The sequence below is a fragment of the Photobacterium pectinilyticum genome, from assembly GCF_024357955.1.
Taxonomy (GTDB): domain Bacteria; phylum Pseudomonadota; class Gammaproteobacteria; order Enterobacterales; family Vibrionaceae; genus Photobacterium; species Photobacterium pectinilyticum.
Genome location: NZ_JANEYT010000025.1, coordinates 27,747 through 43,660, shown reverse-complemented (window position 1 = coordinate 43,660; position 15,914 = coordinate 27,747). Strand labels below are relative to the sequence as shown.

Annotated in this window: 17 protein-coding genes; 1 reads left to right on the top strand and 16 read right to left on the bottom strand. The window is 40.2% G+C overall.

What is annotated here, in order from left to right; translation table 11 throughout:
- Nucleotides 1-90: 90 nt before the first annotated feature.
- A complete protein-coding gene (locus NHN17_RS12560) occupies nucleotides 91-921 on the bottom strand; it encodes an amino acid ABC transporter permease (RefSeq protein ID WP_255042905.1) in 831 nt (276 codons plus the stop codon).
- A 10-nt stretch (nucleotides 922-931) separates the two neighbouring features.
- Nucleotides 932-1,669 (bottom strand): amino acid ABC transporter ATP-binding protein, encoded by a 738-nt coding sequence (locus NHN17_RS12555; protein ID WP_255042904.1) that lies wholly within the window; start codon nucleotides 1,667-1,669, stop codon nucleotides 932-934.
- A gap of 288 nt (nucleotides 1,670-1,957) precedes the next feature.
- On the opposite strand from NHN17_RS12555, the gene aroG reads away from it, so the two are divergent.
- Nucleotides 1,958-3,010 (top strand): 3-deoxy-7-phosphoheptulonate synthase AroG, encoded by a 1,053-nt coding sequence (gene aroG, locus NHN17_RS12550; RefSeq protein ID WP_255042903.1) that lies wholly within the window; start codon nucleotides 1,958-1,960, stop codon nucleotides 3,008-3,010.
- A gap of 57 nt (nucleotides 3,011-3,067) precedes the next feature.
- Here the strand turns inward: aroG and NHN17_RS12545 are convergent, their stop codons facing one another.
- Genes NHN17_RS12545 through NHN17_RS12480 form a run of 14 tightly spaced genes read right to left on the bottom strand, consistent with a single transcriptional unit; the run spans nucleotide 3,068 to nucleotide 15,686 of the window.
- Nucleotides 3,068-4,159 (bottom strand): tetratricopeptide repeat protein, encoded by a 1,092-nt coding sequence (locus NHN17_RS12545; protein ID WP_255042902.1) that lies wholly within the window; start codon nucleotides 4,157-4,159, stop codon nucleotides 3,068-3,070.
- A 22-nt stretch (nucleotides 4,160-4,181) separates the two neighbouring features.
- Nucleotides 4,182-5,147 (bottom strand): type II secretion system F family protein, encoded by a 966-nt coding sequence (locus tag NHN17_RS12540; RefSeq protein WP_255042901.1) that lies wholly within the window; start codon nucleotides 5,145-5,147, stop codon nucleotides 4,182-4,184.
- A 1-nt stretch (nucleotide 5,148) separates the two neighbouring features.
- Nucleotides 5,149-6,120 (bottom strand): type II secretion system F family protein, encoded by a 972-nt coding sequence (locus NHN17_RS12535; protein WP_255042900.1) that lies wholly within the window; start codon nucleotides 6,118-6,120, stop codon nucleotides 5,149-5,151.
- Entirely contained in the window at nucleotides 6,120-7,496 is a 1,377-nt protein-coding gene (locus NHN17_RS12530) for a TadA family conjugal transfer-associated ATPase (RefSeq protein WP_255042899.1), read from the bottom strand. Before NHN17_RS12530 ends, NHN17_RS12535 begins: the two co-directional genes overlap by 1 nt.
- A gap of 2 nt (nucleotides 7,497-7,498) precedes the next feature.
- Nucleotides 7,499-8,734 carry a CpaE/TadZ family protein gene (locus tag NHN17_RS12525; RefSeq protein WP_255042898.1) on the bottom strand — a complete coding sequence of 412 codons (1,236 nt, stop codon included), beginning with the start codon at nucleotides 8,732-8,734 and terminating at the stop codon, nucleotides 7,499-7,501.
- An 8-nt stretch (nucleotides 8,735-8,742) separates the two neighbouring features.
- A complete protein-coding gene (locus tag NHN17_RS12520; RefSeq protein WP_255042897.1) occupies nucleotides 8,743-9,228 on the bottom strand; it encodes a TadE/TadG family type IV pilus assembly protein in 486 nt (161 codons plus the stop codon).
- Entirely contained in the window at nucleotides 9,228-9,674 is a 447-nt protein-coding gene (locus NHN17_RS12515) for a TadE/TadG family type IV pilus assembly protein (protein ID WP_255042896.1), read from the bottom strand. The genes NHN17_RS12520 and NHN17_RS12515 overlap by 1 nt, the downstream gene beginning before the upstream one ends.
- Nucleotides 9,674-10,969 (bottom strand): pilus assembly protein TadG-related protein, encoded by a 1,296-nt coding sequence (locus NHN17_RS12510; RefSeq protein ID WP_255042895.1) that lies wholly within the window; start codon nucleotides 10,967-10,969, stop codon nucleotides 9,674-9,676. The genes NHN17_RS12515 and NHN17_RS12510 overlap by 1 nt, the downstream gene beginning before the upstream one ends.
- Nucleotides 10,970-11,001: 32 nt before the next feature.
- The gene (locus tag NHN17_RS12505; RefSeq protein ID WP_255042894.1) at nucleotides 11,002-11,256 is read right to left on the bottom strand and encodes a hypothetical protein; all 255 of its coding nucleotides are present in this window, start codon (nucleotides 11,254-11,256) and stop codon (nucleotides 11,002-11,004) included.
- Nucleotides 11,257-11,266: 10 nt separating this feature from the next.
- Complete coding sequence (locus NHN17_RS12500) at nucleotides 11,267-12,742, bottom strand: type II and III secretion system protein family protein (protein WP_255042893.1); 1,476 nt, start codon at nucleotides 12,740-12,742, stop codon at nucleotides 11,267-11,269.
- A gap of 18 nt (nucleotides 12,743-12,760) precedes the next feature.
- A complete protein-coding gene (cpaB, locus tag NHN17_RS12495) occupies nucleotides 12,761-13,540 on the bottom strand; it encodes a Flp pilus assembly protein CpaB (protein WP_255042892.1) in 780 nt (259 codons plus the stop codon).
- Complete coding sequence (locus NHN17_RS12490; RefSeq protein WP_255042891.1) at nucleotides 13,533-14,861, bottom strand: DUF8689 domain-containing protein; 1,329 nt, start codon at nucleotides 14,859-14,861, stop codon at nucleotides 13,533-13,535. The genes cpaB and NHN17_RS12490 overlap by 8 nt, the downstream gene beginning before the upstream one ends.
- Nucleotides 14,862-14,879: 18 nt before the next feature.
- Entirely contained in the window at nucleotides 14,880-15,386 is a 507-nt protein-coding gene (locus NHN17_RS12485) for an A24 family peptidase (RefSeq protein WP_255042890.1), read from the bottom strand.
- 60 nt (nucleotides 15,387-15,446) lie between these two features.
- Nucleotides 15,447-15,686, bottom strand: coding sequence for a Flp family type IVb pilin (locus tag NHN17_RS12480; protein WP_255042889.1), 240 nt, complete (start codon nucleotides 15,684-15,686; stop codon nucleotides 15,447-15,449).
- Between the last annotated feature and the right edge of the window lie 228 nt (nucleotides 15,687-15,914).

Sequence of the window (15,914 nt, the reverse complement as noted above, 5' to 3'; positions counted from 1 at the left end):
TTCATGCTTCCTTTCTCCTTGTACGAATGTTTTGTTGATGATTGCTTTGTGAGTGTTGTTTTACTTGTATTTTATTGGTTAATCATTGGCTTAGTGTGATGGTGTGTTGAGCCGATGAGCAAGCCAAGCTGCTAGGCCCGATAGTGTCAGGGTGACCACAAGGTATATACCTGCAACAGTAAACCAAACTTCGAAAGGCATAGCGGTATCCGCGACAATATTTCGCCCTTCGGTTGTAAGGTCGAATATGGCCATCACACTGACTATCGACGAATTTTTGACAAGAGAAACCGCTTCATTGGTTAGCGGTGGCAATATGCGCTTAATCACTTGCGGTAAAATAACAAAACGATAGCTATCTATAGTGGATAAACCTAGGCTATTACTCGCTTCGAACTGTCCTTTATCAATATTTGTTAATCCGGCTCGAAAAATCTCTGCTGTATAAGCGCCTTGGAAAAGAGATAGTGCCAATACCGCTGTTGTAAACCTCTCAAGCCCAAGGACTGGGCCGAAAACGAAATACAACAAGTAGATTTGAACCAATAAGGGAGTGTTTCGAATCAGTTCGATATAACATTTAGCAATGCCTCGGCCCACAATGGAATCAGATAGACGAAGTAATGCGACCACCAAACCAATGGCTAACGTAAAAAATAAACTAACAGCAGAGATGTTCAAAGTGACCTTTAGTCCTTCTAATAACTCTGCAGGGAACCATTGCCCGTCTTCAAAAAACCAGAGGTATTGCGGAATGCGATACCATTGCCAGCGGTAGTTCATCGCATCCGCCCCGGTATCGAGTAACCACATCAAGAAGAAAGCCACTAGGCCAACTTGCAATAACCCCGAAAAGAAAGGTTTGGAAATACGGCCCATAACGTGAAACCACCGTGATGAACCAACAACATTCTGAACCATAGTTAAGCCCTTAATAACTTAAGATCTGTTCAAGGAAAAGTTGAGTTCTCGGATGTTTAGGCGCATCAAATAATTGTGCTGGTGGGGCAACCTCTACAATTTCGCCTTCGTCCATGAAGACCACTCGATCAGCAACTTTTCGCGCAAAACCCATTTCGTGGGTCACACAGATCATGGTCATACCTTCCTCGGCCAGTTCGGTCATGACATCCAATACTTCGCGGATCATCTCTGGGTCGAGTGCAGATGTTGGTTCATCAAACAGAAGGATATCAGGTTTCATGCACAGTGAACGGGCGATAGCCACACGCTGTTGTTGGCCGCCGGAGAGCTGTGCAGGATATTTATCTGCCTGATGAGCAATGTGCACACGTTCCAGGTACTCCATCGCTAATTGATCAGCATCTTGCTTATTCATCTTCCGGGTACGTCGGGGGGCAAGGGTGAGGTTTTCGCGTACCGTCATATGGGGAAATAAATTGAAATGCTGAAAAACCATACCCACCTGGCCTCGAATACGCTTGAGATGTTGTGCATTGAGGCTGTGACCGGCGACCTCAAGTTGCCCTTCACTGAATTGCTCAAGACCGTTGATACACCTTATCAAAGTTGACTTCCCAGAGCCTGAAGGGCCACATATAACCAGCTTTTCCCCGCGGGTAATGGTCAAATTGATGTTCTTTAGTGCCTGGAAATCTCCATACCACTTATTGATGTTCTGAAACGAAATAACAGTTTCTTTGGTCATCCAGACCGCTCCAAAGAGAAGGTTTTATGAGCCTATGTTATTGCTTTGTAATGTGGAATTCAAAGAGATGAACCGATTATAGGCATATAATTGTGAAATCAAGCCTATTACGCATCATGTTGATTAAATAGCCACCGTTTTGAAAAAAAATCACCAAATTGGCTAATTAGCGTTTGCACTGCACATAAAAGACAGATAAGTTAAAGTCAATTGGATTTGGAATATACTGTCAACAAAACTTGTAATTTTAAGTTTACAGTTGATGGGTGCGTAAATTAGGAAGTAACAATGCATAAAACCGATGATGTTCGTATTCGCGAAATTAAAGAACTTCTCCCTCCAGTTGCAGTACTGGAACGTTTCCCTGCAACTGAAAATGCGTCTGAAACGGTATATCAAGCTCGCCAATCGATTCATAAAATCCTCAATGACGAAGATGACCGTCTGTTGGTCATTGTCGGCCCTTGTTCTATTCATGATACAAAAGCGGCATTGGAGTATGGCCAGAAGCTAAGAGCGCTTCGTGAAGAGCTGAAGGGCGAACTTGAAGTTGTTATGCGTGTTTACTTTGAAAAGCCACGTACAACGGTTGGCTGGAAAGGGCTTATTAATGACCCATACATGGATAACAGCTTCCAGCTAAATGATGGCCTACGTATTGGCCGTAAGTTGCTGTTAGACCTGACTGATATGGGTGTACCAACAGCAGGTGAATTTCTAGATATGATCACACCACAGTATATGGGTGATCTGATCAGCTGGGGGGCAATTGGCGCTCGTACCACTGAATCTCAGGTTCACCGTGAGCTGTCATCAGGCCTTTCATGTCCAGTAGGTTTCAAAAACGGTACTGATGGCAACATCAAGATTGCAACTGATGCAATTGGCTCGTCAAGCGCACCTCACCATTTCCTGTCAGTTACTAAATATGGCCATTCTGCGATTGTTTCGACTGCTGGTAACGAAGATTGCCACATCATTTTACGTGGTGGTAAAGAGCCAAACTACAGCCAGGAACACGTGAATGGCATTACAGAGCAGCTTGAAAAAGCCGGTCTGCGTCAAAAAGTGATGATTGACTTCAGTCACGCAAACAGCCTTAAACAGTACCAGCGCCAGTTATTGGTTTCTGAAGATGTTGGCAGCCAGATTGCAGCAGGCAATAAAGCTATCTTCGGTGTAATGATTGAAAGCCACCTTGTTGAAGGTCGTCAGGATATCGTTGAAGGACAAGAGCCGACCTATGGCCAGAGCATCACAGATGCGTGTATCGGTTTTGATGACACTGAGAAGGTACTTCGACAACTAGCTGGTGATGTGAAGAAGCGTCGCGAAAAGTAATTTTTGCAATATATCGAAAAATAAAAAGCCTGATTAAAATCAGGCTTTTTATTTTATCTAGTGGGTTGTATCGGTAATTGAATAAACGGTAGTTTGAGTTTGGTTGCTATCTCTATATTTAGACAATTTCACTGCCGGTGCTGATATTTGTAGCTTTTGGGCTCGCTTGAGGTTCTCTTGGGCTTTTGCATAGAATGTTGGGCTTGTATTAACTGCTCTTTCTAGATAGTTAATGGCAGACTCGTAATCCCCCTCTAACATGGCAAAGTATCCAATATCGTTCAAAGCCTTTTCTCTTGGCATTACATTTGATAAAGCATCAAGGGCATCTTCATATTGCTTTGACTTTATATAAGTAAGTCCAAGGTTAGACCATGCTCGTTTATTGTTAGGGTATAGCGTAGTCGTTCTTCTATTTATAATTTCTGATTGCTTTAAATTACCGTCTAAGTAATAAGAGTATCCAAGGTTAGTCAATGCTTTTTCAGAACGATTGTTAACACTTAAAGCGGTTAGATAAATTTGTTGAGCAGGTTTATGCTTGGCATCAAGATCGGATATTATACCAAGACCGATATATGCACTTAAGGGAGAATTACTATCAATCAATAAGCGTTGAGAGAATAGGTCTTTTTCTGAATCCCAATCAGATTTTCCTTGCCTTTGCTGATCCATCTTTATGGCTCTTAGAAGTTGTTTTTTTGCATTGTCTTGCTCGCCAAGCTTTAGCTCTACAATGCCAACAGAAGCCGCATATTGAATGTTATCTTCGGCAATGAGAGCCGCTCTTGTATAGGCAAGTTTTGCTAGTTCGAAATTCCCTCTTTGTTGGTGGATATAGCCAATCTTATAAAAGGCTTGATCAGCATATTCTTGGGAGGGAAAGCTTAAGGCTCGTATATATTCATATAAAGCGAGATCAGAGTCATTGGCTAAGTAAGCTTGATCACCTCTAAGTAATGCTTCTTTTGCATTCTCAGGAGGAAAGTCACCTGTTAGCCCTAACGTGGATTTTCCTTCATAAAGCTCATGGTTAAAATCTACGCTGTCATTGGTAGAGGCTGTATTATTACTTGAACAGCCGACGAGAAGAGATGATGCTATCGAAAAAATAATTATTTTATTATTGAACAATTTTTTAGCACTCATTATTAAACATCCTTTTACTTGGCTAACGGCTTGCAAACATATCCAATACCTTTACGATAGCAGGGCCTACAGCAACTGCAAAAAAACCTGGCCAAATGCAAGTTACTAATGGAAAAATCATTTTCGTTCCTATTTTGGCGGCTTCTTCTTCTGCTCTTTGCATACGCCGGTCCCGAAATTCATCAGCATAGTCTCTCAATGTATCACCCATGCTTGAGCCAAGTTTTACAGACTGGGTTATTATACTGATTAGACCTTGAAGTTCAGTTAATCCTGTCCTTTCAATAAATTGGTTGAGTGCCACCGGCATTGATATCCCAACCCGAGCCTTTTGACATACAATCTGTAGTTCTTGGCCAAGAGCCGGAGATATAGAGTCAATTTCTTTTGCCACCCTGTTTAATGCTGCTTGGAACCCTAAACCAGCTTCAGTTGAGACGACTAATAGGTCAAGGGCATCAGGGAAGGCGTTCCTCAGATCTTTAGTTCGCTTGTCAGCTAATTTTTTTAAGAACATATTAGGTAGGTAAGAGGTGACAGCGACTGAAAGCAAGATATAAAACACAACTTTCTGCGTAGTCAGCTCAGGTATAAATTTAGTTACAATGATTGAGGTAACTAATGCCAATAAAGATAAGATGATTTTAATTGCGTAGAAAGATGTTAATGCCGAGCTTTTTTCATAACCTGCATGCATCAATAACTGTTTTGTATTGAGCTGTTCAGCTTTTGATTTAGGGGTGACATATTTCTCTATCGATTCGAGGGTGTTTTTCTGCTCTGTTTGCAAACTGCCGGTAAACTGGGGCTTATTGATACTCGATATTTTATTTAAACGGCGTTTTAAGGGCGTTGTTGAATTATTTATGAGAATGCTAATACTGATTGTAAAAGCTACAGCACTCAAAAAAGCGAGGCCCAAAAAAAGCCACTTTGATATGTTTTCATCACCTATATAGGTATTTAATACACTGACCAGATACTCCATACTAAACCTCTATACGTAGTAATTTACGAATCCAGAAAAGGCCAAGCGTCATTAAGATAGCTGTTACCGTTAATACAGTGTGGCCTCTTTCCGACTCTAACAATGGAGCAATGTAGCCCGGGTTACTGACATATAGCATCAAAAATAGAACAAAAGGGACCATCATTAGTACCCACGCTGACATTCTTCCCTCTGCTGAAAGTGTTCGAACTTTCCTCATTAGCCTGAAACGGCTGCGGATAACCGCCGATATTTTATCTAGAGTTTCAGCTAAATTACCACCTGTTTCTTTTTGAATTACGACAGCGCTGTTAAAAGCAAGTACGCTTACAGAAGGGTTGCGCTGTGCTAGGTTAGCGAGTGCGACTTTAATATCGACACCATAATTGAGTTCAACGAAAGTTTTTCCAAATTCAACTGAGATAGGGGGAGGCATTTCTTCACTGACAGTTTTCATAACTTCAGTAAAAGGGTATCCAACAAGCAAAGCACGTTTCATTACATCCAATGCTTCTACAAATTGCTCTTCAAATAGATGGAGCCTTTTTTCTGTTTGTTGTTGAATAAAAACGATAAAAGCTACGATAATGATAGCTGGTGTAGCAACAGCCATTTTTAGGTTTTGTGTTATAAAAAGTACGCTGAACATGGCAAAGAATATTGTAATAGTAAGCCAGATGGCAACCTTGTATGCTTTCCAGTTGAGCCCTGCCAGTGAAAGCCTTTCACTGAGGTACTCACCAAATGCATTATTTTCTAACCAACGCTCTGTAGGTCCAAGATTATCAAGGTAACTCTTTCGTAATAAAGACTGTTGCTGTGGCTTACCAGATTCGGCGATGGCTTCAAGCTGTTTTTTCAGTAGTCGATTTCGATTTGCTCGAGTGCCAGACGCCGATATCAATATAGTTTGCGATATAACGACAACTGCAACAAACAATATAATCAAATATAGTTGTAAATTCAGATCCATTAGAAACTCCCACTGCTTGTTGAATTGAAGTAGGAATAGGGGATATCTATCCCCTTGTGTTTAAAATCATCCATAAAGGATGGAACATTCCCTGTAGCTTGATAATGACCCATGACATTACCATCTTCATCGAACCCTCTTCGGCTAAAATTGAATAATTCAGTTAAAGTGATAACATCGCCTTCCATCGCATTAACCTCGACAATACTGGTAATGCGTCGTTTACCATCTTCCATTCGGCGTAACTGAACCACTACATTAAGTGCAGATGCAATCTGAGATCGAACATTTTTAATCGGCATATTCCAACCTGCCATGGCGAACATATTTTCAATTCTGCCCAAGGCATCACGAGGTGTATTGGCGTGTATTGTTGTCATCGAGCCATCATGACCTGTGTTCATTGCTGCTAACATGTCAACAGCTTCTGCTCCACGAACTTCACCGACAACAATGCGGTCGGGACGCATTCGGAGTGAATTAATAACTAGTTCCCGCTGCCCAATTAATCCTCGGCCTTCAATGTTCGGTGGGCGGGTTTCTAATCTAACCACATGTGGTTGCTGAAGCTGTAATTCAGCGGAGTCTTCAATGGTGACAATACGCTCATTTTTTGGGATGAAAGAAGAGCAAATATTGAGGGTCGTAGTTTTCCCTGACCCTGTACCCCCTGAGATCAAAATGTTCAGTCTGCCTTTAACTATCGCTTGTAAAAAGTGAGCCATTTCTTCATTCAACGAACCGTAGTCAAGAAGCTGTTCAATTTGAAGCTTTTCAACGGCGAATTTTCGAATTGATAGCGACGGTCCATCGATTGCAAGTGGAGGTATTATCGCATTAACCCGCGAGCCGTCTTTTAATCTTGCATCAACCATAGGTGAACTTTCATCAATTCTTCGTCCAACCTGAGATACTATTTTATCGATAACATTTAATAAGTGCCTATCGTCTCGGAAAGTGGCATTGGTGGGTTCGAGCTTACCTTTACGCTCAATAAAAATTTGGCTACTAGAGTTAACCAAAATATCCGAAATCGTTTTGTCTTTTAGTAAAGGTTCTAACGGGCCTAACCCAAGAATTTCATTGCCGATTTCTTCTATAACTCGTTTACGACCATCTGCATTTAGGGGAACGTCTTTTTCCAAAAGTAGCATTGCTGACATTTCAGCAATTTGTTCATGGGCTTGGTCTAATGGCATATTTTCGAGCAAAGAGAGATCCAGTGTGTTAAACAGATCGTCAATAATGGCTTCTTTAATTAACTGCTCCTGAGGATTCACTGTATGGAATGGCGCAGCGTAATTTTCGTCTTTAGCCTCAATTTTATCTAATGGCGCTGTAATTTCTGCTGGTTTGCTTCCTTTCTTTAAGAACATATCTAACTCCTCAAGAATGTAAAGAAGCGTCTAACCCCTTTAGCTTCTATTTCTTGTTTTTCTGTAATTAGGTTAGTGACTTCTTTTAGGGATTTTACTATAGGCTTTTTCTCAAAATGTGTCGCGAGTAATTCCCCCAAGTTTGTCGAAGCACTAACAGATAGATAGTCATTGGGGACTAGCAAAACTGTTTCGCAATGCAATGACTCTTTTATTTCATCAGGTGAGATTTCAAGATTTTTTGAATACCTATTTACAATGACACTAATCTGTTGACTGCTATATCCAAACAAGTGTTTCAATTTTTTTATGAGTATTGAGGCTTCTTTTATTGATGGGATGTTCTGTTGAATAACAATAAAAATATTATCAGCACTTGATAGAGCTGGGTAAATGTTATTGTCCAACCCTCTAGATACATCAACGATTATATGTTGGAATCCATTTTTAATGTGTTCAAGAAACTCCCTGAATGATTCAGAGTCAAAATCAGGGACAGTATCTAATAAGTGTTCTGTACGGTTTGGAATGAATCTAAGTCCAGATTCATGTTTAGTCAATAGGCCTGATGTAGCATACTCATCTAAGGAATCAACCTGAGATAAAGCTTCACTTAATGTGTACTTTGGAGGGGTGGAAAGCAAGCTAGAGGTTGAGCCAAATTGCGCATCGGGATCGATCAACACAGTGGATTCATTTTGTAAGGCAATCATGTGAGCTACGGATGTTGATATAATTGATGATCCCATACCACCTTTAGCATTAATGAATATAGTGGTTTTACCTTGTTTTCTATTAACTGATTTCAAATTTGAACAATTGAAAATTATTTGATCTAATTCTAGTTCATCAAATGGTATCGATAAAACATCTTTTATTTCTAATTTTAAAGCTTTTTTCAAAATTTCAGCACTTGAGTCGTTTGATATTAAAATTATCGGCGTTTGATTTGATAGGTTTGATTTTATTTTTGTAGTAATAGATACCCAGTCAATATCGCCATCAATGATAATCAAGTCAGGTTTTTTAATTTCAGATTTGTTCTTTAATTGTGCACTTAAGCTAAATTGTGTAAATGTGTTGAATTTAACATTTGTCCATTGTAAGAAGTAATCAGCGAGCGGGTGTACGAAATTTTCATTCTCAGAGATTATCCAACCACTTAATGAAACAGGCAGTGGAGTCTTCTTGGTGGTAGATAAGTTATCATTTTTTGATCGGCTCGTTGTTGTATTCATAATTCACCTTAGCAATCAGTGTAACCAGTTCTAGTGACGCCGAGGCTTTCTCTCGGTAAGATAGTTTTAAAATCTGGAGCTGTAAAATTGACATTAAAAGTAGCTAAAGGGATAAATAATGCTATTTTATAGTTGACAATTTTGGCTTCTACAAATTCAATTTGATTAAAGTTAACAGTTTCGGTTATATCGTCAGTGATTTCTAACCCGACACTATCCAAAAAAGTCAATTGTATGTTTTGAGCCGTAAAATCTGGTAAAGGAACATTATCAATAATACTGGCTAACTTGATGTCTTGTTGTTCCGATGTTGTTATCTGGCATACTGTAGCTAAGCGGGCTGTTCGACGTGAAGTTTCATTAAGTACATGCCAGGTGAAAAGCAACCTACCAAACTCAATGATTGCAAATATCAACATGAAAAATAACCCTGCAATAATAGAAAACTCTACCAGTGTGCTTCCTTTTTCCTTTTTTCTATTTAAGGATCTCATTACAGAACCCTCATTGAATAACTGGATACTAATGTGATATTCATATCAATATCATCAGTTACGAAGAAACCAGGGATAACAGCTAATACTGGCTGATAGGGGTAGCTTATTTCAACTTTTACATAATTCCCGTTTAATGAAACTTGCAGATGAGATGTGTCAAGACCGGGAAGAGAAGATGATGAACCGCCATCTACTGAACCATAGACAGCCAAATTCTTTGCTAAAATCTTATCTGAGTCAGAGATAGAGTATAAGCCTGTTGAGCCTTTTATAAGCTCCCCCGATAAGTATCTAGCACTTTCTCGGCTTAGCTTTTCTAGTTCTGCATAGGTATAAAAAGCACGGCCCATCTCAGCTATTGTAAATAGTAAGAATAAAAAGAAAGGAAGTAGAATGGTAAACTCTACAATAGCAACACCTCTGTGCCTGGAAATAAACCGCATCACGAATCTCCACTATCAGGATCAGCGAAAAGTACTATTTTATACGGACCGTCCTCATTGGGTTCTATGCTGGCATTACCGCTATTATTTCTACAATCTTGAATAAACTCACCAACAATCCACGATCCGTCGCCATTGCCGTTTTTGTTGTCTGTTGTTGTCGTTTCGCTGACTGGTTGCGATATAAAAAAGCATGCTAAACCCTGCATCTCAACTTCCATTCGCCCGCCTTTTTTTGAGGCCGTGCTGCAATCAAGAATGGGGACAGTTACGATTCTACGGAAAAAACCATGGTTTTGGCAGGAGGATGAGTTTAGACAAGATTCATAATTTTCTGTTTGGTACTTGGCCATATACTCTGAGTAACTGTATATTTCGCTTGATGTTTTATCAGTGATATATTTACCTGCATCATCGCTGTACATGACCGCTGCAAGTTTGTCTTCGTGATAGTAGGAATTTACATCATGGATATAATCACTATCTTTAAGGCCCGGTATTTTAAAACCTTCAAATCGTGTATCCAGTGCGAGAGTAGGGCCTACCATGTTACCTGTTTCAGTCGTTATTGGTTCTCCTGCCTCTACAGTAAGGCAGCTCTCATACTTCCCAGCTAGCGCTTCTCGATAGGAATCAGCACCGGTTTGCGGGTTACCATCTGCATCTGTTAGCGTTACAGGCATAAAGTTTCCGGGCCCAAGTTCTGAAGGGTTTGATGATGAGGCTTTGAGAACATGCATTGTGCCGCTGGAATACCCAGCAATGTTGTCACTGCTTGAGTCATCTCCAGCGCAGATACTCAGTGGCACTATGTTGCAAGAACGACCAAGGCTAGAGCTTGGACCAGCCACTGCAGAAGCTCGTGTGCTCAAGTCAATATTCATTACGGAAACGAGAAAATCCGGAATATTTACATTTTCTATACGTACTCTTACGTAGGTTGAGTCTGTGGTTGCGGTACTGCTATCGAAAGGAAGTGTTTCTGAATATTCAAACGTAATAGTTGCGGACTCAAGGGAAATTGCACTAAAACCATCATATGAGAGGTTGTCGTTAATCGTCAGATTTCCTGCTGCTGTTGCTTCTGTCTGATCACCACCGAGGTCAATGGTTTTAGCTGCACTGAGTGCAGCTGCATCGGCCAGGTTCTGTAACTTACCTTTTGATAGTGTTAAGTTCCCTACATCCAGAGCCAATGCACCAGCACCAATGAGGACTGCCATAGCGAGTGTTGCAAATACCACTACAACCCCTTTTTGTTGGTTAGGTGATGTCTTTTGTCTGTTAGCTCGCATATGATGGTTCCCGCTTGAATTCATACAAGGAATTAGTCGCTTACTCCGCTGATAAGCTCTTTATTTTTTACCTTTTTTTGATCGCTGCCTTTTCGTTCACTGTTAAATGACTTACTGGCTTTTTTGCCACTGAAAGCAGGAGACCCTAAAGGAACTCTATTTTCAGCTAAAGGGTCAACGGTTTGTAATCGTTTTAATTGTTGTGTGCTTTTGCCCCACGTAGCATCACCCGCCCAAAGACTCGTGCTGGTAAATATCAGAACAAGAGTAAGTAATCGTAAGTCCATAATGTAACACCTATAAGCTGTGGCCAAATTGACCTTCTGAACCCGCATTGGGTGAAAGAATGACGGCTGATGCATTGGTTGTTGGGGCATAACCGGTTTGTTGCTTCTGCTCTTTCAGCTCACTCATACGGCCAAGCAAATAAAATTCCCAGTCATTTGGCTCTACAAATGAATCTGTCGGAAGAGTCAAATCTTGGCGTCGGACGGGCTTGGCAAGTCGAGGGGTAACTAGAATGACAAGCTCAGTTTCGCCTTTGCGAAATGACTGGCTACGGAACAATTGCCCGATTACTGGTAAGTCCCCAAGGCCAGGAAGCTTATCAACAACATCAGTGACGCTTTCATTGAGTAAGCCGGCAATACCAATCGTTTGTCCATTGCCGAGTTCTACCGTGGTTTTAGCACTACGTTTAGAAAGAGCAGGGACAAAGAATTGAGATGCTGTGCCACCTGGAGAAACAGTTACCGCATTGGTATTGGTGATTTCACTGACTTCAATATTCAATGCTAAGTTAATACTGTCAGGGGAGGATACTGTAGGAACAAACTGCAAACCGACACCAAATTCTTTGAATTCGATAGTAATGTTTTCGTCATTGGGAACGGGGATAGGAAATTCACCCCCTGATAAAAATTCTGCTGTTTCACCGCTTAATGCCGTTAATGTGGGTTCGGCCAAGATTTTTGCTAGGCCATTTGTTTTCGCAATACTGAATGCAGCACTGAATAAAGTACTACCACTGAGGTAACTGGCAAACAATCCGTTATCTTCAATATCCAAGCTTCCAGAAATAGCGTTACTTATAAAGTTTCCTGCATCATCAACTGGTGGTACGACTGGTATACTCGCACCGCCATTGACGCCACCCCAGGTCCAGTTACTATTATTTCTTGCGAAAACAAAGTTTGAGTCAAACTCCCTAATGAGCGAACGCTGAACTTCTGCAACGGTGACTTCCAGCATAATTTGATGTGAACCACCGACATTCATCAAGTTAATAATGCCAATGTCATCACCGGTAAAGGTATTGGCTATTTCTACTGCCATCGCAATTTTTTCAGCACTTGAAACATCACCACTGAGTACCAGTTTGTTTTGACTGGTATAGACTGAGATTTTCTCTTGTGGCATAAATTCGTATAGCTTGGCTTTTAGAGCATTTAGGTCATGAGTCACTTCTACATCAAGTACTGTTATCAGTCTGCCTCGGGAATCCCAAACGATGACATTAGTTGTACCAAGCTGCTTGCCAAGCACATAAATTTTATTGGAGCGTAATATGAGTATATCTGCGACATCAGGGTTACCGACTGATATCTTTTTGGCACTACCAGGTATTTCGACGAGACGTGATTTATTATGTGGGACAGATATGGATTGTGTTCGAGCAGCAAAGCTATAACTGCTAAATACAAATAAGCATATCAATATGGCTATGTATAGTATGGGGCTAGGTATCTGAAATTTATTAACTTCCATATTCATTTCTCCTAAGATTACCGGTTATATGCGAACATTGACACGGCTAGTATCTGTCCCTTTTATGATGGTGACACTATCTGTAGTCCTTCTATAAACCCGTGGTTTTTCTTCAGGATCATTTGGGTTACGCAGTGAAAGTTGTAACTCACCCTTAGATTTGGATGTAATTAAAGACTCTGCTTGCCTAGGCGTCAGTTCTAAAGTGACTGCTCTTACTATGATAGGTTTAGATTCGTCAGTTCTGGCGGTTTGGTCTACAGCCAAAATTTTGATTTTTTTCAGTACTGTTTGAGCTCGGCTAGTGGATTTTTGCGCTGAGATAACATCAACATAATCACCAGGGAGCAAAAATCCGGCAACACCAATCACGTCATTGACCCTAATGGTCACCGCTCGCATCTTAGGTGAAATAAGCGCAGCTAACGTTGTCCCTTCTCCTGGTGAAACTAATCGCTCGTTACGAAGAAGATCGCCGGCAAAAATTTCGTTGCGTGCGAGCTTACCGATAACTTCAGTTATTGATGAGAAGCCCGTGTTTATAACAAGATCCTCAGGATAATATTCTAACTTTACATGCTTAGCCTCTAGCGGCGTACCTAATGGTATATTATTCTGTGCTACGACTCTGGGTACCCGTGGCTCTTCTTTGATTACTTCGATACGCTCTGGCTCAACGGTAACGGGGGGATTTGTAGATATTGCTGCTTGCTTTTTCTCAATCCAATTATTAGCAAGGAATAACGCACCAAGCCCCATAAAAATAGAAATTGAGAGCATAAGAAGAATTTTAACTTTACTCATAAGAGCTAACCTCTGCCTCATTATTTACGAAGTAGCACTCCCAAACTGTTCTTATTAACTCAGGAGTAATAACTTCTTGTAATTGATAAAAGTTTATCTGATTGCTACACATGGCAACTAAGTCTCGTGGATAGCAGGGTAATAATGGTACGTTACAAGGTATATGGAGCTGTTCTATTACGTACTCAATAGCTCCTGAAGCATTAGACAGTGCATGTTTTTGACATTCTCTCAGCCAAAGTGTGGTGTAATCATCAATTGAAATTGGACCAAAATTAATTTTGTAACCAATACGTCTTAAAAAAGCATCATCTGCAAGTTTGGCAGGGTGAATATTAGATGAAAAGACTAATACTTGCTCAAATGGGATATCAAAGTGATCCCCAGAGCATAATGAAAGGTAATCAATACCTTCCTCCAGTGGTATGATCCACCGGTTCAAAATGGCATCGACGGACACTTTTTGTCGACCTAAGTCATCAATGAGTAGAATCCCGTTATTTGCTTTCATTTGCAAAGGAGCGCGATTAACCCTGTGCGCGTGATCCATAGTCACTTCTAGCATGTCAGCGGTAAGCTCTCCGCCGACTACGACTTCTGGACGATGGCACAGCACTAACCGGTTGTCATAACCATCATCAAGTAACAATGAATCAGACTGTTTAGGGGCCGGTGTATGAATGATAGGGTCGAATAACTGAACGATTTGATTACCAATACTTACAGCATAGGGGATATATACATGATTACTGAACAGGCGTACAAGTCTTCTTGAAATATACGTTTTACCTGTACCCGGTAAACCATAAATAAAAATTGCTCTACCTGAATTCAAAGCGGGACCAACAGTACCGACGATGTTTTCTGGTAGGATTAAATCATCAAGACCTGTTCTCAGTATTTCTGGAGAGATTCTTTCATTCTTGGTGGTTTGTTTTAGTACTAATTTTTTATAGTGCTCGAGTGAGATGGGGGCAGGGCCTAGGTAGCCATCTCGTTGTAATTCATGGTGTGCAAGGTTACGCCCTTTGTCTGTTAGGCCATAGCGTATGCTATTGGAGAAACGTCCGTCAGATCTTACTTCAACAAAGGCTTCAGCTTTTTGCTTCTGTAATAATTGCTCGACGATATTACCGCTTAATCCTAACTTTTTGGATAGATTAATAATATCTTCATCTGTTGTTTGTGACAAATGCTTTATTAATAGTATATCTAGTAGGCGAGAAGAAATTCCTGTTTGCTCAACATTTTTTGGCTTGAGAGTTAAAGATTCCTGAGTGCCCAGCAATCTTTTATTAAGCAAGGAAGTATTTATATTCATATCAATTAACTCTCATTGTCAAAAAAGATAAAAATGGCAATATACGGTAGCTAAAAGAATAGCCCCCCCCATTGGTACAGCACTATGAGCGATGGTGTTTTTTTGAGGCTTAAAGTAATGATGGGATTTAACTGAGTCATACCAACGGGTGAGCATTGGTCTTAATTCCCCATAACAAGATAATCTGAGTAAGGCCAGTAACCCTGAGAAGGCAATTGAGGTTGCGATTAAAATTACAGCGTTGTAAGGTCCAATAAAAACACCAAGAGATGCTAATAATTTAGCATCTCCTGCGCCAAATAAACCAAAATGGTATAATAATATGCTAATGCTTAGTGCAACAAATAAACCAATTAATGCATTAGTCGTGATAACTAATGCATTGGAATTAGTTTCAACTATGCCAAATAGTATTTGTATAAAACCAAGTGAAATCAAAATTAAAATAATTTCATTTGGAATCTTACAATGCTTCATGTCATATAAAGCAGCATAATATACGATTAAAATAATTGGCATACTCATAACGCATTCTACCTTGCTTGCGGATATATAATTATTTTTGCAAACAAAAAATATCTATTATCAACCAGCATCAGCACCAGCATCAGCACCAGCATCAGCACCAGCATCAGCACCAGCACCATTGGCGTTTTCTAGAGTCGATTCAAGGCCATCTATTGTGTTACCGACCTCTTCACCCAAATTGGTAAAAGCGGTAACAACAGCGGATGCCACAAGTGCACCAGCTACTGCATATTCAACCGTTGTTAATCCTTCTTCATCATGATAAAAATCAACGAGAAACTGCTTCAATGATTTCATGTTGTTACTCTCTTAATACAAAGTTATTGTTGAAATTTTGTCTTCCGACACTGTAAATTTAGTAACGAGAAACAAAAAATCAAAAACAAATTATTACTTTTTTGTGGTATTTATTATTTTTACTTCTTGTTTGTTTTTAAGTGTATGATTTGTAAGGTTTGGAGGGGTTATCATATTCTTTAAAGTGTCTCACTAATAAGAAAATATGAATTCGATTGATTGTTTCTG